24 protein-coding genes are annotated in these 18,177 nt (G+C 51.5%); 8 read left to right on the forward strand and 16 right to left on the reverse strand.

Annotated features, from left to right (window positions below):
- Positions 1-85: 85 nt before the first annotated feature.
- The 7 genes from nusG to C1714_RS02335 all read right to left on the reverse strand — a co-directional run bounded on the left by nusG (position 86) and on the right by C1714_RS02335 (position 4,197).
- Positions 86-637: a transcription termination/antitermination protein NusG gene (gene nusG / locus C1714_RS02305; protein WP_167850017.1), complete on the reverse strand. Its 552-nt coding sequence runs from the start codon at positions 635-637 to the stop codon at positions 86-88.
- A gap of 50 nt (positions 638-687) precedes the next feature.
- The gene (gene secE, locus C1714_RS02310) at positions 688-873 is read right to left on the reverse strand and encodes a preprotein translocase subunit SecE (protein WP_102341676.1); all 186 of its coding nucleotides are present in this window, start codon (positions 871-873) and stop codon (positions 688-690) included.
- 12 nt (positions 874-885) lie between these two features.
- Complete coding sequence (rpmG, locus tag C1714_RS02315) at positions 886-1,038, reverse strand: 50S ribosomal protein L33 (RefSeq protein WP_102341677.1); 153 nt, start codon at positions 1,036-1,038, stop codon at positions 886-888.
- Positions 1,039-1,101: 63 nt separating this feature from the next.
- Entirely contained in the window at positions 1,102-1,503 is a 402-nt protein-coding gene (locus tag C1714_RS02320) for a hypothetical protein (RefSeq protein WP_102341678.1), read from the reverse strand.
- Positions 1,500-2,150, reverse strand: a complete 651-nt coding sequence (locus C1714_RS02325; RefSeq protein WP_102341679.1) for a histidine phosphatase family protein — start codon at positions 2,148-2,150, stop codon at positions 1,500-1,502. The genes C1714_RS02320 and C1714_RS02325 overlap by 4 nt, the downstream gene beginning before the upstream one ends.
- Positions 2,147-2,800 (reverse strand): HAD family hydrolase, encoded by a 654-nt coding sequence (locus C1714_RS02330; protein WP_102341680.1) that lies wholly within the window; start codon positions 2,798-2,800, stop codon positions 2,147-2,149. The genes C1714_RS02325 and C1714_RS02330 overlap by 4 nt, the downstream gene beginning before the upstream one ends.
- Complete coding sequence (locus C1714_RS02335; protein WP_102341681.1) at positions 2,800-4,197, reverse strand: glycosyltransferase family 2 protein; 1,398 nt, start codon at positions 4,195-4,197, stop codon at positions 2,800-2,802. The genes C1714_RS02330 and C1714_RS02335 overlap by 1 nt, the downstream gene beginning before the upstream one ends.
- Positions 4,198-4,270: 73 nt before the next feature.
- Between C1714_RS02335 and sdaAB the strand changes: the two genes are divergently transcribed.
- Together sdaAB and sdaAA are read left to right on the forward strand one after the other, a co-directional pair.
- Entirely contained in the window at positions 4,271-4,942 is a 672-nt protein-coding gene (gene sdaAB, locus C1714_RS02340; protein ID WP_102341682.1) for an L-serine ammonia-lyase, iron-sulfur-dependent subunit beta, read from the forward strand.
- 2 nt (positions 4,943-4,944) lie between these two features.
- Positions 4,945-5,823, forward strand: coding sequence for an L-serine ammonia-lyase, iron-sulfur-dependent, subunit alpha (gene sdaAA, locus C1714_RS02345; RefSeq protein ID WP_102341683.1), 879 nt, complete (start codon positions 4,945-4,947; stop codon positions 5,821-5,823).
- A gap of 79 nt (positions 5,824-5,902) precedes the next feature.
- Here sdaAA and C1714_RS02350 read toward each other — a convergent pair whose 3' ends face one another.
- From C1714_RS02350 to C1714_RS02360, 3 genes are all read right to left on the reverse strand, one after another.
- Positions 5,903-6,829, reverse strand: a complete 927-nt coding sequence (locus C1714_RS02350) for a pseudouridine-5'-phosphate glycosidase (protein ID WP_102341684.1) — start codon at positions 6,827-6,829, stop codon at positions 5,903-5,905.
- Positions 6,830-6,849: 20 nt separating this feature from the next.
- On the reverse strand, positions 6,850-7,938 hold the full coding sequence (locus C1714_RS02355) for a PfkB family carbohydrate kinase (protein WP_102341685.1): 1,089 nt from the start codon (positions 7,936-7,938) through the stop codon (positions 6,850-6,852).
- A 76-nt stretch (positions 7,939-8,014) separates the two neighbouring features.
- Positions 8,015-8,854, reverse strand: a complete 840-nt coding sequence (locus C1714_RS02360; RefSeq protein ID WP_102341686.1) for a Cof-type HAD-IIB family hydrolase — start codon at positions 8,852-8,854, stop codon at positions 8,015-8,017.
- Between the two features lie 273 nt (positions 8,855-9,127).
- Here C1714_RS02360 and C1714_RS02365 point away from each other — a divergent pair, with 273 nt between their 5' ends.
- The 6 genes from C1714_RS02365 (at position 9,128) to C1714_RS02395 (ending at position 13,219) form a co-directional block, all read left to right on the forward strand.
- Entirely contained in the window at positions 9,128-9,430 is a 303-nt protein-coding gene (locus tag C1714_RS02365; RefSeq protein ID WP_102341687.1) for a Sec-independent protein translocase subunit TatA/TatB, read from the forward strand.
- A complete protein-coding gene (tatA, locus tag C1714_RS02370) occupies positions 9,427-9,645 on the forward strand; it encodes a twin-arginine translocase TatA/TatE family subunit (RefSeq protein WP_102341688.1) in 219 nt (72 codons plus the stop codon). The genes C1714_RS02365 and tatA overlap by 4 nt, the downstream gene beginning before the upstream one ends.
- A gap of 3 nt (positions 9,646-9,648) precedes the next feature.
- Complete coding sequence (gene tatC / locus C1714_RS02375) at positions 9,649-10,413, forward strand: twin-arginine translocase subunit TatC (protein WP_102341689.1); 765 nt, start codon at positions 9,649-9,651, stop codon at positions 10,411-10,413.
- Between the two features lie 44 nt (positions 10,414-10,457).
- The gene (locus C1714_RS02380) at positions 10,458-11,447 is read left to right on the forward strand and encodes a C-GCAxxG-C-C family (seleno)protein (RefSeq protein ID WP_102341690.1); all 990 of its coding nucleotides are present in this window, start codon (positions 10,458-10,460) and stop codon (positions 11,445-11,447) included.
- Between the two features lie 178 nt (positions 11,448-11,625).
- The gene (locus C1714_RS02385; RefSeq protein ID WP_102341691.1) at positions 11,626-12,705 is read left to right on the forward strand and encodes a 6-phosphofructokinase; all 1,080 of its coding nucleotides are present in this window, start codon (positions 11,626-11,628) and stop codon (positions 12,703-12,705) included.
- 223 nt (positions 12,706-12,928) lie between these two features.
- Positions 12,929-13,219 carry a hypothetical protein gene (locus C1714_RS02395; protein WP_102341339.1) on the forward strand — a complete coding sequence of 97 codons (291 nt, stop codon included), beginning with the start codon at positions 12,929-12,931 and terminating at the stop codon, positions 13,217-13,219.
- Positions 13,220-13,381: 162 nt separating this feature from the next.
- Here the strand turns inward: C1714_RS02395 and C1714_RS02400 are convergent, their stop codons facing one another.
- The 6 genes from C1714_RS02400 to C1714_RS02425 form a co-directional block, all read right to left on the reverse strand.
- Positions 13,382-14,053, reverse strand: a complete 672-nt coding sequence (locus C1714_RS02400; RefSeq protein WP_102341692.1) for a CpXC domain-containing protein — start codon at positions 14,051-14,053, stop codon at positions 13,382-13,384.
- Positions 14,050-14,769: a hypothetical protein gene (locus C1714_RS02405; RefSeq protein WP_102341693.1), complete on the reverse strand. Its 720-nt coding sequence runs from the start codon at positions 14,767-14,769 to the stop codon at positions 14,050-14,052. Before C1714_RS02405 ends, C1714_RS02400 begins: the two co-directional genes overlap by 4 nt.
- 89 nt (positions 14,770-14,858) lie before the next feature.
- Complete coding sequence (locus C1714_RS02410) at positions 14,859-15,503, reverse strand: HAD family hydrolase (protein WP_102341694.1); 645 nt, start codon at positions 15,501-15,503, stop codon at positions 14,859-14,861.
- Positions 15,504-15,625: 122 nt separating this feature from the next.
- Positions 15,626-16,894, reverse strand: a complete 1,269-nt coding sequence (locus C1714_RS02415; protein ID WP_342587462.1) for an ATP-binding protein — start codon at positions 16,892-16,894, stop codon at positions 15,626-15,628.
- Between the two features lie 141 nt (positions 16,895-17,035).
- Positions 17,036-17,605: a chromate transporter gene (locus C1714_RS02420; protein ID WP_102341695.1), complete on the reverse strand. Its 570-nt coding sequence runs from the start codon at positions 17,603-17,605 to the stop codon at positions 17,036-17,038.
- Positions 17,602-18,150, reverse strand: a complete 549-nt coding sequence (locus tag C1714_RS02425; RefSeq protein ID WP_280951988.1) for a chromate transporter — start codon at positions 18,148-18,150, stop codon at positions 17,602-17,604. Before C1714_RS02425 ends, C1714_RS02420 begins: the two co-directional genes overlap by 4 nt.
- Positions 18,151-18,177 lie beyond the last annotated feature (27 nt).

The raw sequence follows: 18,177 nt of genomic DNA on the forward strand, positions 1-18,177 counted from the left end.
CTGAATTCAACAATAGAGCAAACAAAAAGCCAGGAAACCGGGCAGATTCTTCCGCCTAATATTCCTGGCTCTATCTTTTTGAAACTCAGTCAACCTTCTGCAGATCGTTGTAACCGATGTCGGTCGGCGTCTCACGGCCAAACAGCATCGTCATGACGGATGCAACCTGCGTCTGATCGTTCATCGAAGAAATGCGGCCTTCCATTCCGGAGAACGGGCCCGTAAGAATACGGACCGTATCGCCAACCTTGAAATCCACATCCACCTTCTTGTCGCTCTGACCCATCCGGCGAAGAATCGAATCCATCTCAACCGGCGAAACAGGGAACGGCTTCGCACCGCCGCCTGACGAACCGATAAATCCCGTTACACCCGGCGTATTACGAACAACATACCATGCCTCATCGGTCATCTTCATTTCCACGAAGATATATCCCGGGAACATGTTGCGCATGGTCTCAACCTTCTTGCCGTCCTTCTTGATCTCGATGTCCGGCTCCTCGGCTACGACAATACGGAACAGACTGTCCTGAATACCCATCGACGCAACACGCTTCTCAAGGTTCTCCTTCACACGATTCTCATGACCGGCGTAGGTATTGACAACATACCAGCGCTTCTCATGTTCATCATCGATCGCCTTGCGGACCGCCGGATTTTTTTCAAAAAAGCTATCTTCTGCCATAATCAAGCTCCAATACCAATAAACTTAAGAACGTAGGTCACAAGGAAATCACACAGCACGAAGAACAGCGCAAAGAATGCCGTAAAAATCACAACCTCGCCAAATCTTCCAAACAGATCTTCCTTCTTCGGCCAGCGAATACGCTTGGCTTCCTTCTTGATACCGCTCCAGCTGAATGTCTTATCCATAGTGCCGTCTCCTTATTTCGTTTCTTTATGCAGCGTCTTCTTCCCGCACTTCGGGCAGAACTTCATCAATTCCAGACGCTTCGTACTGGTTTTTCGACGCGTCGTCGTATAGTTGTTCGACAGACAAACCGTACACGTCAATATTACCTTTTTCGAATCAGCCATAATTAAAAAACCTCGAAACGCGCTATTACTCTAGCATTCGCATCGAGGACGGTCAACCGCAAATTAGCTTCGCCCGCTGAATTCATGATGACACTGCGGACAGGTAATTGAAACACTTCCATGTCCCCGCGGCACCCGAACGATCTGTGCACACTTCGGACACAGAAAGTATCTGTACTTCCGATCCGTCACATTCTTCCACAGGATCTTCGTCCCGCGCACTACAACACGCTGCGCCTTCGTATACTTCTGATTCTCGATCGAACGCTTTACGATGTTCTTTGAGAAAAACCGGAACAGTTCATACACGAGAAGCGCATCCGTCACCAGCACAAGATAGGGCAAACTGACAGCCGCCCCGACAACCTCCACGACCAGCGAAGAACCCACCAGAAACAGACCGTACCGGTCCGTACCATAGCGCCCCTGCATCCAGCCGCTCATCCGCTGCACAAGTTTGTTCATCCTCTGCCTTCTTTCTTCCAGAGCACAAAATCCTGTGGCTTCTTCGGCAGACATAGAAGATCCCACTTCCCGTCCGTCCACGTAAATTCGAAGATACTGCCATTGGGAATCGGAAAGCCGCCGCCCTGGGCCCTGCGCAGCTCATCAATCGAAATACCGAACAGCTCCGCAATCAGATGCTCACCATAGCTCCCGTGGGAAACCGTCAGCACCGTCTCGCCGCTGTAGGCTTCTGCCGCAATACCATCGTAGGCACGATGAATCCGCTTCGCGATCCGCTCCCAGTTTTCTCCCCCAAGATCCGAAAAATCATAGTTATTCTTCACGTGGCTCGCAACCGTTTCGGCTACCTTCGGATCCAAAAGACACTGTCCCTCCAGCTCGCCGAAGTCAAATTCCTCAAGATCCTTTAACTCCACCAGCTGCACATTGTGACGCTCCACGATGATCTCTGCCGTCTGACGTGCGCGGCCGGCTGGCGAACAGTAGGCTCTGGTAAACGGAACATCTCTTAATGCCAGCGACGCCTTTTTCGCATCTTCGATCCCCTCTGCAAGCAGAGGTGAATCACAGCGCCCCTGCAGACGGCGCAGCGTATTGAATCGCGTCGTCCCATGGCGGACAAAGTAGAAGGTCACCTTCTTCATAATAGACGCAGCGCTTCCCGCAGCGAATGCACCGTGCGATAGCCGCTGTCACCCTTATCCTTATGCCTGTCCAGCAGAATGCAGTTCATACCCACGGAAGAAGCACCTTCCATGTCTCTGGTCGAATCGCCGATCATGATGCCGTCATTGCCTTCGACTGCTGCCGTTGCCAGTGCCTTTTCAAACAGCTCCCTGCGCGGCTTGTAGGCACGTACACTGTCTGCCGAAATGACGGCATTGGCGTGCAGGCCGTTGCGGCGCAGACAGATCTTCACATACTCCTCGCTGTTATTGGTGATGATATAGATCGGATTCGTGCACTGCTCAAAGAAGTAGCGCACATCCGAGTACAGCGGCGCATACATCCAGAAGCTGACGTTCAGCCGCTGCATCTGCAGCAGATCTTCCTTCAGTCCCTTTTCGCGCACCGCCTTCTCCAGAATCCGCATGCACAGTTCCTCTTCCGGAACAAAGTTCTCCTGATAAGCGTGCTCCTCCATCACGCCCAGCTCACTGAACCACCAGCGAACTGCCTCCTGCTGCGACGCAAAGCTCGCTCCCTTTGTGAAGCGCTCCATCATCTCTTCAATGTCCGGTCCGCTCGTCTGAAGAATCGTCCCCGTATAATCCAGAAATACTGCCTTTGCCATTACCTGTCCAACTCCTTCTCCTCAGCGGTTTTCTTCCTCGATTCCTTACCCTCAGCCGCCTTTTTCGTCTTGTCCTTCTTCGGAAGCTCCGGCTCCGTCTGAACCGCCCTGAGCATCTGCTTGAGATTGCTGTTGATCTCATGTACCGAAAACATCACATCCCTGCGGTGCTCCTCATCAAACCCCTTGAAACATATGTTTTCAAAGTCCTTCAGCGCAAAGCCGAGCTGCTTCAGCACAGGCTCCGCCTCAGGCGTCAAAGACACCGGAATGTTCTTGCCAAGATAGTCCACCTTGGCCAGCCCCTTCAGTGCCAGTTTCTCCACCGAAGCGACACAGCCCGTCGTCCCCTGATGCGTAAAGTCCGCAATTTCGCCCAGCGCCATCGCCTTTCCATGGAACATCAGCGCATTGAGCACCTTCACATCGTCGACCGCCAGTCCGCTCACCGTCGCAACGGTCCGCAACTGCTGATCGTAAACCTCATCCATGTAGTACATCATGGTCGCCATATTATCGACCAGCGACGTATTCACAACATCCACATCCTTCTCTTTGCCTACGCGCGTCCTTCCCTTGCCATTGGCAAGATCATCCGTCGCAAAGGCAAACATGAAGCGCACATGGTTCAAACGCTCCCCGATCGTATTGTCCACATCGTATAGATTTTGATAAAAGCTGTCGTAATACTCGACGATCCGCTCCTTCATCTGCCGCACCGTCTTCATATCACCGGCCGCGCTGGCAACGAGAGACCCTTCATTTTTCACATAGTAATAGACCGGCACCGGCGTCGCCGCAATCCGCTGACAGTGCAGCAGATACTCGAGATTGAACACCGTATCCTCACACCAGTTCAGCTGCTCATCCATGACCAGCTTCTGTTTCCGGATGATCGAGCGCCGGTACAGCTTGTTCCAAAGAACTCCATAGTAGAAATCCGCCGGCTTGTTCATCAGATACGACGCATATTCCTTCTGCGTCATCACATCCGTCGAATCAATGTCATATTTCACCGACAGATAGGTGCCAACCACCCGGTAGAAGGCGGCAACCACCAGATCCGCATCGTGTTCCTCAGCGACACGTACCAGCGTTTTCGTCGAATCAACCGGCAGATAGTCGTCCGAATCCACAAACTGCAGAAAATCACCCTTTGCCAGCGAAATACCATGGTTGCGCGCATTTGATACGCCGCCATTGGTCTGATGAACCGGATGTACGCGTCTGTCCTTTGCCGCATAGGCATCCAGGATGGATCCGCTGCCGTCCCTGGAACCATCGTCAACCGCAATCAGCTCAAAGTCCGAAAACTCCTGTGCAAGAATACTGTCGATACAGCGTTTCAGCCCCTTCTCCGCATTATATACAGGCATGATGATGCTTACTTTCGGCATTGCGGCCCCCCTTATCCTTTACAATGATACTATTATAGCGGAATCTTGAGCACAGCTTGGAGAGGTGAAAATCGTGAATCTCTTTGATATTATCGGGCCTGTCATGGTCGGCCCGTCCAGTTCCCATACCGCCGGAGCCTGCCGCATCGGCGAAGCCGCCCGCCGCCTCATGGCCGAACCCGTCGCTGAAGCCGGTCTGTATTTTCATGGCAGCTTTGCGACCACCGGCCGCGGACACGGCACCGACAGGGCACTGGTTGCCGGCCTGTTAGGCATGGACGTCGACGATCAGCGGATCCCCGATGCCTTCGACTACGCGAAGAAGGCAGGCATGAACGTAACCATCGGAACGATTGATCTGGGTCCGGATGCCCACCCCAACTCCGTACTGCTCAAGCTCACCGGGACATCGGGCCATCATCTTGAAATCATCGCCTGCTCCACGGGCGGCGGCCAAGTGGAAATCCGTGACATCGATGGCCTCAAGGCCCACTTCTCCTGCAACCATCCAACCCTCATCGTCCAAAACAACGACACGCCCGGCATCGTCGCCTTCGTCACCGGCCTGCTGTATGAGCGCCGCATCAACATTGCGACCATTCAGCTCGACCGTGACAGCCGCGGAGGCCATGCCGTAACGGTACTGGAACTGGACCAGGAAGTGCCGAAGGATATTCTTGACCGTCTCAACAATGAGCCGGCCATCGTCAAAGTCACCTACTATAGTCTGGAAGGAAATCAGTAACTATGTATACCTCATTTGCCACATTGCTCGAACAGTCGAAAACGACAGACAAACCCCTCTGGCAGCTGATCCAGGAAGAAGACTGCGGCGAAGAAGCCATTACCAAAGAGGCATCCTTCGTAAAGATGCGCGAAATGTATCGTGCCATGAAACGCTCCAGAGACAGCTACAACCCGAAGCAGATGTCTGCCTCAGGCCTGGTCGGTGATGAGGCCGCAAAGCTTCATGCCTATCACCAGAAGCACTCCCTGGTCGATGACTTCGTGGGCGAAGTCATGGAAAATGCCCTCAAGGTCGCTGCCTCAAACGCGTGCATGCACGTCATCGTCGCCGCCCCGACAGCCGGTGCCTGCGGCGTACTTCCTGCCGTACTGCTGGCAGCCCAGGATCATTTCAACTTCAATGAAGAAGACATGGTCAAGGCCCTCTACGTTGCCGGTGGTATCGGGGGCATCATTGCCAAGAGAGCATCCATCTCCGGCGCCGCTGGCGGCTGCCAGGCCGAAATCGGCTCGGCAAGCGCCATGGCTGCGGGAGCCTTAGTCTTCCTGCATGAAGGAACCAATGACATGATCGCAGATGCCTCTGCGATCGCATTGAAGGGACTGCTGGGACTTGTCTGTGATCCGGTCTGCGGCCTGGTCGAAGTGCCGTGCGTCAAGCGCAACGTCATCGGCGCCGTCAACGCTGTTACAAGTGCCGATATGGCGCTGGCCGGCATCACCTCCCGTATTCCTGCGGATCAGGTATTTGATGCGATGGGTATCATCGGCAGCCGCATGCCGATGGAAGTAAGGGAAACGGCACTGGGCGGACTTGCTGCAACCCCGGAGGCACATAAGATTGCCGAACGTCTGAAACAGCAGGAAACGAAAAAATAGAGAAAGAGAAAAAGAAACCGCAGGATTACACGGAAGAACGTTCCATGCAATTCTGCGGTTTTCACATGCTCTATTCTGCTCAGTCCTCTTTCATTGCGCAGAAAGCCTTCGCAATCTGAGAGGCAACCTTGGCATTGTTGTAAACCAGGTGGATGTTGGAGTTCAGCGAATCGCCGCCCGTAATGGAAGCGACCTTGGCGAGCAGGAACGGTGTGCACTCCTTGCCCTTAATGCCCTTCTCATCCATTTCCTTGATGGCTTCGTCAATGGCATTGTTGATGACCTTGTCATCCATGGCGAATTCCTGCGGGATCGGATTCGTCACTAGCATGCCGCCCTTCATGCCCAGATCATGCTGAACAAGGAAGGCCTTGGCGCACTCTTCCGGAGTGTCCAGTTCATAGTCAACCTTGAGTCCCGAGTGACGCGTATAGAATGCCGGCAGCTCCTTGGTGCCATAGCCGATGACCGGAACACCGTGCGTCTCCAGATACTCCATCGTCAGGCCGAGATCGAGAATTGCCTTTGCACCTGCGCAGACAACCATGACCGGCGTATTTGCCAGCTCTTCCAGGTCGGCGGAAATATCAAACGTCTGCTGCGCACCGCGGTGAACGCCGCCAATGCCGCCGGTTGCGAAGAACTTGATGCCTGCCATATGGGCAATCATCATCGTCGTCGTAACGGTTGTTGCACCATCCTGGCCCTCTGCACAGAGAACAGCGAGGTCGCGGCGGCTTGCCTTGGCAATTGCCGTACCCTTCTTGCCGAAATATTCAATCTCTTCCGGCGTCAGACCTGCCTTCAGACGGCCGCCGATAATGGCGATCGTAGCCGGAACGGCACCGTTTTCACGAATGATCTTTTCAACATTGAGCGCCGTCTCAACATTCTGCGGATACGGCATACCATGCGAAATGATCGTCGACTCCAGAGCCACGACCGGCTTACCGGCCTTCACGGCCTCTGCAACTTCAGGATTTACATCAAGATACTTGTTCAGCATAGGTTCTCCTCCTTATATAGTTACTGCTGACTCTCTAACAGTTTCTGCTTCATCGCTTCAACGGACAGCTCCGGATTGATCGTCTCCTCGCCTTCAACAGCGATCGCCGCTGCCGCGCTGGCAAATGCCGAAGCGTCCGCGAGGTTCGTCCCTTCCAGATACGCCCAGCCAAGCGCCGCCATGAATGCATCGCCGGCACCGGTCGCATTTTTGATATGGGCCCTGCAGCAGGGAACCAAAATCGCTTCCTTCTGATCCGCCGCATACACGCCTTCGCTTCCCAGCGAGATGAAGACGCGGTGCAGACCCGTATCCAGTAACGCCTTCGCCGCCTTTTTCAGATCGCGCCTGTTATGGATTTCGATGCCGCTGAGATGCTCCGCCTCCATCCGGTTGGGCTTCAGCGTATTCAGCTTCCCGAGCACCGGCTTCAGCTTGTCTGCCTTCACCGTCGACACCGGGTCCGCAAAGATCGGCGCCGTCACATGATCCGCAATGTAGGCAATCGTATCCGCAGGCAGATTCGTATCAATGATCACCACCTGCGCATTGTTCAGCAGCGTCAGATTCTGAGAAATGTAGCGCGGCGTAATCTCTTCGCAGATCGCCATATCATTGACGGCCAGCGCCATATCACCATCCGGCCCGCCCATAAAGAGATAGGTCGAGGTGCGGCCGCCCTTTACCTTGCGTGCATGGGAGATGTCAATGCCCAGATTAGCGCAGCTCGACTCAATGAGACGCGCATAATCATCGTCACCGAATGCCGTCAACATACGTACATCAACACCCAGCAGCGTCATATTATGGGCAATGTTTCTGCCAACGCCGCCAAGGCTCGTCGTCACCGTTCCCGGATTGGAATCCTTCGGAATCAAGGGAGCCGCCGAACGCCCGCCGATATCGATGTTCACACCGCCGACAACGGCCACATAGGTACCCGAGCGAAGAACATATCCCTTGCCGGCGATATATCCCTTCTTCATCAGATTGGAAATATGGACGGCTGCAGAGCTGCGGCTGATTCCCATCTTCTGCGCAAGTTCCTCCTGCGAAATCATCGGATTTTCTTCAATCAGCTGCAGAATCTGACGCTCTCTCTGTGTCATAGTTTCTCCTAAACTTTTGCTTAGCTGTAAGCGTTTGCTTAGAACAGTATAGATGCAATTCCACCGCTGTCAATACTCAGATCACGCCAATATGCCTGAACGCATTCCAGATCCCGTCATCCAGAATATCCGTCGTCACAAAATCAGCCTTTTCCTTCACATGTTCGAACGCGTTGCCCATTGCGATCCCCGTTCCGCAGGCCTCAATCATCGGAATATCGTTCTCACTGTCACCGATCGCGCAGGCATCGTTCCAGTCTGCGCCATAGAAGTCGAGTACTCTGCGGATGCCCGTCGCCTTCGTTATTTCCTTATAGTTCAGTTCGCAGCCCGTTCCGCTCTCACTTTTCAACGTGACCAGCAGCGAATACTTCGGATCGACCTTTGCCCGGATCGGCTCCATGTCGTCAATGATTTTGGTCGTAAAGCCGCAGATCTTGTAGATCTTTTCCTGCGGATCCATGTACCCTGCCGGGTACATGCCGTTGTCCATCATCTGCTGAACCATGACGGAACGCGGCTGCTTCCCCGCCGAAAAGTAAGGAAGAAGAAACTCGTACGCCTCCTCATTGACGTAGGCACCTGCCTGCCCCTCCAGAGACCATCCGAAGCCGTTTTCTTCCAGGAAGTGTTCAATCGCAAGTACATCCTCAGGATCCAGCGGCCGATCATAGATCCGCTTATGTTCCGCATACACCATCGCACCCGCGCCAAACACGAAGCCGTCCAGCGGATCATTCAGATATTTGCTGCACTCGGCCAGGGAACGTCCCGTGCAGAGAAACACCTTCGACCCGTTGGCCCGTGCCAGATCAATTGCCTTTCTTGCCGAAGCCGGAACTCCGGCAATCTGAGAACTGTAGAGCGTCCCATCCACATCCAGAAAGATATATTTCTTCTCCATCTTCATCACCATCCATCTTCCATTATGCAATTTTCGCCATCATTCTAGCGGCTCTATGTAAAATTCTTTCCTGAATCTCCATTATTTCTGCAGAATTCCAGATTGAAATACGCTGGCAGTACAAATAGAGGTTTTAACAGTTACCGACAAAGTTCTGTTCTCCAGAATATCTTTATTATTGATAAAAAGTTAACAATCGTCCAAATCTTGTTCACTTCCGGCGATTGCCTGAGTCATGAATGCATACTTATAATTTGCTCACAAGTAGCAAAGGAAAATCGAGTAATGAGGATAGGCTTCTGGGAACTGATCGTTATTTTAATTGTCGCCCTGCTCGTGATCGGGCCGGACAAACTGCCGGAAACGATGCGTGAACTGGGCAAAGGACTGCGGGCCATGCAGAATGCTGCAGGCAAGCTCAGCGACAGCATCTCTCTGGATGATGATGACGTTCAGCCGAAAAAGGAAACGATGGCAAAGAAAGACACCTGGATCTGCCCGAAATGCGGTGAAAGAAATACGGGACATTTCTGTGCCAACTGCGGAACCGCTAAGCCTGTTGCTGATGTGAAGGAGGAATCGCTATGAGAATCGGTGCACCTGAACTGTTAATTATTCTGCTTATTGTGTTGGTCCTTTTTGGTCCGCAGCAGCTTCCTAAGCTGTCGAAGATGTTTGGTAAGAGCGTCAAGAACTTCAAGGAAGGCATGAAGGAAGAGGACCAGGAGGAAGCTGAAAGCGTCAAGGTTGAAGCTGCAGCCGCAAAGAAAGCTGAAGCGGTCAATTCGGAAAACAAGGCTTGAACAATGTCTGACCTGTCATCTTCCGAAAATGGCACAATGACCCTTCGCGGCCACCTCAGAGAGCTTCGGAAGCGGATCATCATCTGTGCCATTGCTTTTATTGCTGGCTTTCTGATCTGTTTTTCGTTTGCCCGCCAGATCATCACAGTACTCACCGACATGGGTACAGGGTACGGCTACCACTTCATCTACCTGGCTCCTCAGGAGCTGCTGATGGTCTACTTCAATGTTGCAATGCTGGGTGGACTGATTATTGCGCTGCCGGTGATTGCTTCTGAGATCTACCAGTTTGCAAAACCCGGTCTTTCCAGCCAGGAGACGCGTTCCTTTTTTTGGTCTCTTGTGTTCGGTGCCATCTGCTTTGTGATCGGCATTCTCTTTGCCTACAAGATCTCTTTGCCCTTCATGCTGTATTTCCTGATTTCATTTGGTGCCGACGGAGTGATACACGCTTCCATCAGTATTCAGGAATATCTGAGTTTCGTCCTTACCGTTTTTATTATCTTCGGCTGTGTTTTTGAAATGCCGGTGATATCTGTTCTTCTCGCCCGCCTGGGGATCCTGAAACCAGAATGGATGCTTAAAGGAAGAAAAGTGGCTATTGTGATCATCTTCGTGGTCGCCGCCATTATTACCCCGCCGGATGTAGCGAGTCAGATCCTTGTCGCGGTGCCAATGATTGCCCTTTACGAGATCAGCATTGCACTGGTCCGCATGTTCTATCAAAAGCATGCTGCTGAAAAATCCGATGCCGCGGAAAGCGAATAAGCAGCTGCCCAATAATTCATTCGTGAGAGGAGAAGAAAAATAACATGGATGAGAAAATGATTTCCCGCAGAGACTTCCTGAAGGGACTGGGAGCCGGTGTCATCAGCGTTGCGGCTGTCGGAACCCTTGCAGGCTGCTCCACCGCTAATGCCAATGCGGCCGCTTCCGCAACCCCGGAATCCACTTCAGAAGCGGCGGCTCCTGCCGCCCCAACGCATCCCTTTGCCTGGCATGAGCTCGACAAAGACAAGGTTCAGGAGATCGGCTTCGATGGCTTCTACAACCTGAACGGCTGTGCCCGCGGAACATTCAATGCGATCGTCGGTCAGATGGCAGATCTGTATGGCTATCCATACAACCAGATCCCGACGCAGATGTTCTCGAATGGCCACGCTGGCTACACCACAGGTTCCCTGTGCGGATGCCTTGGTGGAGCATGTGCCGCGATCGGTCTCTTTGTTGATCCAAAAGATCAGGATGCGATCGTTAAGGAACTTGAGGACTGGTACAGCAACACAGAGTTCCCGATTTATCAGCCGAAGATGGAACTTATCACGACCGTTTCCCACAGCGTAAACTGCTCCGATTCCGTTGGAACCTGGATGGCTGCGGCTGGTGTCACGGACCGCAGCGATGAAAGACGCCAGGCACGCTGTGCAGGTCTCGTCGCCGATGTTGCAAAGAAGACAGTGTCTCTTCTGAATGTTTACTTCGGTCTCGAAGAGCCGGAAGCTACAGCCGCTCCTACCGAAGAAGCACTGGCAGATAACGAATATGTAGCGAGCGCCCAGGGCATGGATGGTGATGTCAAGGTTAAGGTCACCATGGATAATGGCGCAATCTCCAATGTCGAAGTTCTCGAACAGAATGAAACCGCCGGCATCGGCACCAAGGCTGTTGACGAACTTCCGTCCAAGTTTGTAGGCATGTCCACTGCCGAAGAAATCGACTCTGTTGATGCGGTCTCCGGTGCAACGATCACCAGCAACGCCATCAAGGAAGCTGTCAAGAGCTGCCTCCTGCAGGTGAAATAACGCATTCGTTTCATTTTCTTGATCCGGGTTCGTCCCGGATTTTTCTTCTGCAATCAGCCAGATCCTGATGCATAAAGCTCAGCGTTTATAAAATTTCTCTCCGATTCTCAATTTTTTCTGCAGAACCTTCAGAGCAATCTAAAATATAGGCAGAAAACAAGCAGAAGGGGAAAATCATATGCTCAGAATCGGAATGCTGACGAGCGGAGGCGACTGCCAGGCGCTCAATGCCGCGATGCGCGGTATCTTCAAGGGAATTACCCGGAACACAACAGAGCCTGTCGAATTCTACGGTTTCGAAGACGGCTACAAGGGACTGATGAATTCCCGCTTCCGCCTTCTGACCGAAGATGATTTTGCCAACATCCTCACCGTCGGCGGAACCATTCTCGGAACATCACGCGTCCCGTTCAAGACCATTCATGATCCGCTGCCGGACGGCCGCGACAAGGTCGCCAGCATGAAGCAGACCTACTACAAGCTGCAGCTCGACTGTCTCGTTGTCCTTGGCGGCAACGGTTCCGTCAAGACGGCGAACCTCCTTTCACAGGAAGGTCTCAACATCATCACGTTGCCGAAAACAATCGACAATGATCTGTGGGGAACGGATATGACCTTCGGCTTCCAGTCGGCGGTCGATATCGCTACCCGCTGCATCGATGAAATCCATACCACCGCATCCGCCCACGGCCGCGTCTTCATCGTCGAAGTGATGGGCCATAAGGTGGGCTGGCTGACGCTCAATGCCGGTATCGCCGGCGGCGCCGATATCATTCTTCTTCCTGAGATTCCGTATGATCTGAACAATATCGTCAACGTCATCGAAAACCGTGACCGCAACGGCAAGCGCTTCACGATCATTGCGGCGGCGGAAGGCGCCATCTCCAAGAGCGACGCCAAACTGAGCAAAAAGGACTATCAGAAGAAACTCGAAAAATATACGTTCCCGTCCGTTTCCTATGAGCTTGCGGATCAGATTACAAAAAAGACGGGCCGCGAAGTCCGGGTCACGGTCCCGGGTCATATTCAGCGCGGCGGCGCCCCGGTAGCCTATGACCGCGTCTTCGCTTCCCGGATCGGTGCCGAAGGCGCCAAGTTCATTCTCAAGAAGAAATTCGGCGTCATGGTCGGATATAAGAACCGCGAAATCATAACTGTCCCGCTCGATCAGGTTGCCGGAAGACTGAAGACGCTCGACCCCAACGCAGACATCATCAAGGAAGCCAAATTTATCGGAATCTCCTTCGGTGACGATTAAACATCGAGTAGGAGGCGGTGATTAACCGCCGTCCTCTCACACCACCGTACGTGCCGTTCGGCATACGGCGGTTTCAGTACTTAGAACACAAGTTGCAGTTGAACTGCAGAATATTTAGGATGAACAGACTCGAAGTATCNTTCCGCAACCGCTGCCTCTATGTGCTCAGGAAGAGCTCCCGGCCATTGTTGAACCCTGTCATTCCGCCAAAGAAGGTTAAGCAATGACAACAAACGGATTAACATACGACCAGGTGTGGATCACGGCAGAAGGAGCCCGTTTGTATGGCAAAGAAGCAGAACTATATCTGCAGCCCCGCATCCGTTCCCTGAACCGAATGTGCCGCTCAGCGCAGCGATTAATGCGCGGCATTGAAAGTGAGCTGAAGCAGCACGACCATACGAACAACAGGATCCTGTATGCCTTGAGTACAGACGAGATGCTTGCCCACATCGCCATCTGTTGCGAGATGTTTCTGGACGAATACGAAGAACTGCTGGAGACGCAGCCTTAACGGGCCCGTCTCCTTTTCGTTTCCATAAGAAAAACCGCCTGTTTTACCAGACGGCTTCATGGCGGATAAACCTTTTTGGGGTGCCCCGAGACCCCAGGTTATTTCACTTCGATTTCGAGGCCTCCCCAGAAAAATTTAGATCGCCTAAATTTCTTGATTCGCTCAGGAAGGTTTGATCTCCTTGATCGAATCAGGCATCTGCGTATTTTCAAACAGCTTCACGATCCAGGCCTCATTAACGACTGGAAACGACGCATTATCAACACGGTACAGATCACGGTCCGCATCAAACTCCTCCTGCAGACCGGCAAACGGAATCATGAATCCCATGCCCCTGCCTTCGGTAAAACGGACATTGACCTTTACAACATCGTCTGTCTTACTCTGGTATTCGACGGAGGTGATTTCTTCCACCTTCGCCTTTTTCTGCTCAATCACGTCAATGAAGCTGTCATACTTCGCCAGCTCCGCAAGGCGGTCATCGATACCGTCTTCCAGCTGCTGAATCTTCTCCGTAAACTCGCGTACCGTCGGACAGCGGCGCAGAATATAGTGCTTCGCATTGAGCTGGCTGCCAAGGTCAAGCATTTCCTTCGGCGGCTGCTCTTCGGACACATAGATCACGAATTTCCTCTCCCTGTCCACATACAGCAGCGGATTCATCAGAAGAAACTCTTTCTGACAGTGCGGACACGTATGATGGAAAATATCTCCCGAAATGCTCCGTTCACGAAGATCCGGATCCTTTGACGCCTCCACGACGTCATACACTTCAACCGGGAATTCCTTTCCGCAATACGGACATGTATAGGAAATGGTATGTGATGTACTCATTCCAGCACTCCTCTCAGCTGCCGGTGCGCTTCCGAAAAGCCGAACCCGGCCGCATTCCCCTCTTTGACAAGGGCATCTTTCTTTTTCTCATCCTCTTCCGAAAGGTGGTTGCTATGGAAGACCGTCAACAGACGCGTCATTTCACCGATCTCATATGGCAGCGTATACAGCAGCTCACCGATCGCATAACCGCCGCTCTTAGGCTCTTCCAGAAGCCGCCCGAGCAGAAACGGGCCCTCAAAGGATTCTGCCTGCATCGAATATTCGCAGATTCCCTTTTCTTCATTGATTCCCACAACAAGGATATCGGGGCAGAAATCATCCCGAAGATCATCGATCACCGTCTCCTGACGCGTCAGCCGCACGCCTTCCGGCGTATCCCTCTCCTGTGTCTCGATGAACACTTCATTTTTTATCTGCATCTGGTGACTTGGACGGATGCGGCGCGCATTGAGCGAACGCAGATGGCCCGGCGTAAACACTCCGAGCATCTCTTCCCTGTCCAGCCCCTTTGTACAATGATTCCAGGAATCCCCGATGGAGAGCACATTAAAAAGAAGAATCCCTTCCCGGCTGATGAACGAGGAACACAGCATATAGCAATCATCCTCACTCACATCGATCGATGGTTTCAGTTTTTCCGTAAAGGCATCTGCTTCCAGTACAACGTACTGATGAAAGTATTCCCGAAATCCCATTTCTTTCAGCAGAATCATCGCTAGACCCCATCCCTAGACTAGCACGTTTATGCATGTTTATTCAAACATGCACGCAAAAACATGCTTTCAATCAGGCGGCACGGTATCTATTGTCTCAAAAGAGGGATCACGTCTCTCAGATCCGTCACAATTGCGTCCGCAAAGCTTTGATCCGCAATCCCGTCCGGGTCCCGCAGCGCCGTCACGAATGTGCCCGAAGCTTTCGCCCCTTCGATGCCGGTCCGCGAATCTTCAATAACCATCGCCTGCGAAGGCAGACAGCCCGCATCCTCAATGCCAAGCGTATAGATATATGGATCCGGCTTGGGATGACCCGTCTCAAGACCACTGTAAATGGAACGAAAATACTTCGAAATCCCCAGCGTATTCAACGCATCAACAATCCGGTCACTCCCCGAATTGGTTGCCACACTCATCGGAATATGATGATCCCTGCAGAAGGAAAGAAGTTCTTCCAGATGCGGCGTCGCCAGCGCCTTCCAATCCGGATTTATTTTCGCAGGACGATACTTCACGATCTCATCGCGGTTTTTCCGGTATGCCTCCTGATCCGAGAAACAGCGGTCCATAGCCGCCGGCCGCGTCATATAGTTTGCGCCCATCAATGCCGCAAGATCCGCCTTTGTACACCGGATCCCCATCTGTTCCAGCGCCTGCGCCTGCTGACGCATATACCACGCCTCCGTCTGTACAATGACACCGTCAAAGTCAAATAGCAGCACCTTATACATCACCGCGTCCCCCCCTCATCGTTCAATTTTCGAGAATATTCTAACAGTAGATTGTCAAAAGTATAAAAGTGCCGCTTCCGGGTACTCTTTTTTACTTTTCTGCATTTTTAGTACCGTGAAGTTCAGATGCTGACTTTACCAAGAAACAGATCAATTGCATTGATATGATGCACGCCTTCCCGCTGGTCTCTGTATTTATCAAGGGAAATGATGTAGCGCGGATATCCATCGCGGATGAGCCGGAAAGGACGATACTCCCGTTCCTGAATTTTCTCGTCCGCCTCTCTGCTGCCGCCATGCAGGGAATAAGTCACCTGAATATACGCATAATTCTGTTCCTGATCGCGACAGATAAAGTCACATTCAAGATTCCCGACTTTGCCGAAACTGACCTGGTAATTATTGCTTACAAGATACAAATAGACCAAATTTTCCAGAGTCGGCCCATAATTCATCTGATTATCGGTATTCATAGAAAAGTAGAGCGACATGTCCGCAAGATAATATTTCTGATCCCTGCGTATCGCCTTCCTGCTCTTTAAGTCAAACCGATTACATTCATAAATTATCTTGGCCTTTTTCAAATCTTCGATATATCTGCGGACCGTCGATGCCTTTGTCCTCATCCCCTCTTTTTCCAGAGAACTCAGCAAATTTCCAAGTGAAACAGGTGACCCATAATTATTAATGAGATACGTCTGCACTCGTTCATAAACCGCAAGATTGGAAATGCGTCTCCTGGTCTTTACGTCTTTCTCGAATATTTCTGAGACGATGCCACGCGTGTAAGTACGCCTTGCATTTAAATCAGGAAACTCAAGGGACTTTGGAAAGCCGCCGTTCAGCACATACTCATTGAATTCCTGATCCATATCACCGCTCACATTGAGATTAAAAAATTTCTTCATTTCCAAAAACTCATGAAAATCCAGCGGAAATGTCTCAAAGGTCAAATATCTTCCCGTAAGTTTTGTCGTGATTTCATCGCTAAGAAGATAAGAGTTCGATCCTGTAAGGAAGATAGAGAATCCATCCTCTGCATATGCCTGCACAACACTTTCAAACCCCTCCACATTCTGGACCTCATCAATAAAGAGGTAAAATAATCCCCCGCCAGAAATCATTGACTCAATCCGCGCTTCCAACTGCTCAGGTTTCTTAATTTCCTTGAATCCACGTTTATCCAACGGAATATAGATGATATGTGCCGAATCCACACCGTTAGAGAGCAGTTCGTTTATTATCGCCTTCATAATGCAGGATTTCCCGCACCGGCGGATGCCGGTAATTACCTTGATAATATCCGAGCTGTAAAAAGGACGAAGTCTGGATAAGTATTTTTCCCTTGGATATATGTTCGTATACATGTTCCGTGCCCGTTTCTCTTTCATGACTATACTTCAAAACTGCTGTTTCCGGGTACTCATTTTTACTTTTTTGCATTTTTAGTACCCTGAATAGGCAAATAGCTATAAGACAAAGTCCAGCAAACGGACCGCAAAATGAAAAAGCCCCCCGAAAGGGAGCGAACATCAGAAGGAGAAAATGATTCCAATCACAGCCGCAATCACAATCAGAACGATCGGATGAATGTCCGGCTTCCATTTGTAAAACGCAAAGAGAGCCGCAAACAGAATGATTCCCTTCCAACGGAACAGATCCGCAACACTACCACTCACCTTGAACGCATCCACATTAAAGAGAGCCATCAGATAAATACTGATCACAGCCGATAGAATAAAGCCAACCACCGCCGGCCGCAGACCATTGAAGATCCCCTTCACAACTTTTGAATTCTGGAACTGAACCAGAATCCTCGCAATGATGCAGATGACAATAATGGACGGCGCAACCAGAGAAAGCGTAGCCGCAACACCACCCCAAACACCAAACATATGGTTACCGACATAGGTAGCCATATTGATGCCGATCGGACCCGGCGTCGACTCCGAAACCGCAATCATCGTCGTCAGATCGCTGAGCGAAAACCAACCGTATTTTGCCGAAATCTCTTCCAGGAACGGAACCGTCGCAAGACCACCGCCAACAGCGAACAGACCCGTCTTGAAGAATTCCCAGCACATCAGAAGAAAAGTATTCATGCCTTTTCTCCCTTCTTATTCCCCGTCACATACAGAACATAGCCGACCGCCCCTGCGACAATCACCAGAAGCACCGTCGAAATATTTGTAAAGTATGCAAGAATAAACGCCGCCGCAAAAATCACAAATGCCGGCGCATCCTTGACGCCCTTCTTATACATCTTGGAAATTGCAAAATACATCAGTACACAGACAGCGACCTGAATCCCCGCCAGCGCATGCTGAACGACCGCAAGCGAAGAAAAGTTCGAGATCAGCTTTGCAATCACGCTGATAATAATTAACGAAGGCGAAACAACCCCCAGTGTAGCAACGATGCCGCCCAGAACTCCTCGCATCTTATAGCCGACAAACGTCGCCGTATTTACCGCGATAATACCCGGCGTACACTGACCGATTGCATAATAATCCATGATTTCATCTTCCGTCGCCCAGTGATACTTATCGATCACTTCCTTCTGAATCATCGGCAGCATCGCATATCCGCCGCCAAACGTAAACAGTCCCATCCGGAACCAAGCACTGAATAACTGCCAGTAAATCACACCACTTCCCCATTTCTAATTAAGTTT

Origin of the sequence: Galactobacillus timonensis (assembly GCF_900240265.1) — a bacterium.
Lineage (GTDB): Bacteria > Bacillota_I > Bacilli_A > Erysipelotrichales > Erysipelotrichaceae > Bulleidia > Bulleidia timonensis.

Coding starts and splice junctions, on each gene's coding strand:
- secE (WP_102341676.1), bottom strand. CDS start 873: ATGGATAAGACATTCAGCTGGAGCGGTATCAAGAAGGAAGCCAAGCGT.
- rpmG (WP_102341677.1), bottom strand. CDS start 1,038: ATGGCTGATTCGAAAAAGGTAATATTGACGTGTACGGTTTGTCTGTCG.
- C1714_RS02320 (WP_102341678.1), bottom strand. CDS start 1,503: ATGAACAAACTTGTGCAGCGGATGAGCGGCTGGATGCAGGGGCGCTAT.
- C1714_RS02325 (WP_102341679.1), bottom strand. CDS start 2,150: ATGAAGAAGGTGACCTTCTACTTTGTCCGCCATGGGACGACGCGATTC.
- C1714_RS02330 (WP_102341680.1), bottom strand. CDS start 2,800: ATGGCAAAGGCAGTATTTCTGGATTATACGGGGACGATTCTTCAGACG.
- C1714_RS02335 (WP_102341681.1), bottom strand. CDS start 4,197: ATGCCGAAAGTAAGCATCATCATGCCTGTATATAATGCGGAGAAGGGG.
- sdaAA (WP_102341683.1), top strand. CDS start 4,945: ATGTATACCTCATTTGCCACATTGCTCGAACAGTCGAAAACGACAGAC.
- C1714_RS02350 (WP_102341684.1), bottom strand. CDS start 6,829: ATGCTGAACAAGTATCTTGATGTAAATCCTGAAGTTGCAGAGGCCGTG.
- C1714_RS02355 (WP_102341685.1), bottom strand. CDS start 7,938: ATGACACAGAGAGAGCGTCAGATTCTGCAGCTGATTGAAGAAAATCCG.
- C1714_RS02360 (WP_102341686.1), bottom strand. CDS start 8,854: ATGGTGATGAAGATGGAGAAGAAATATATCTTTCTGGATGTGGATGGG.
- C1714_RS02365 (WP_102341687.1), top strand. CDS start 9,128: ATGAGGATAGGCTTCTGGGAACTGATCGTTATTTTAATTGTCGCCCTG.
- tatA (WP_102341688.1), top strand. CDS start 9,427: ATGAGAATCGGTGCACCTGAACTGTTAATTATTCTGCTTATTGTGTTG.
- tatC (WP_102341689.1), top strand. CDS start 9,649: ATGTCTGACCTGTCATCTTCCGAAAATGGCACAATGACCCTTCGCGGC.
- C1714_RS02380 (WP_102341690.1), top strand. CDS start 10,458: ATGGATGAGAAAATGATTTCCCGCAGAGACTTCCTGAAGGGACTGGGA.
- C1714_RS02385 (WP_102341691.1), top strand. CDS start 11,626: ATGCTCAGAATCGGAATGCTGACGAGCGGAGGCGACTGCCAGGCGCTC.
- C1714_RS02395 (WP_102341339.1), top strand. CDS start 12,929: ATGACAACAAACGGATTAACATACGACCAGGTGTGGATCACGGCAGAA.
- C1714_RS02400 (WP_102341692.1), bottom strand. CDS start 14,053: ATGAGTACATCACATACCATTTCCTATACATGTCCGTATTGCGGAAAG.
- C1714_RS02405 (WP_102341693.1), bottom strand. CDS start 14,769: ATGATTCTGCTGAAAGAAATGGGATTTCGGGAATACTTTCATCAGTAC.
- C1714_RS02410 (WP_102341694.1), bottom strand. CDS start 15,503: ATGTATAAGGTGCTGCTATTTGACTTTGACGGTGTCATTGTACAGACG.
- C1714_RS02415 (WP_342587462.1), bottom strand. CDS start 16,894: ATGAAAGAGAAACGGGCACGGAACATGTATACGAACATATATCCAAGG.
- C1714_RS02420 (WP_102341695.1), bottom strand. CDS start 17,605: ATGAATACTTTTCTTCTGATGTGCTGGGAATTCTTCAAGACGGGTCTG.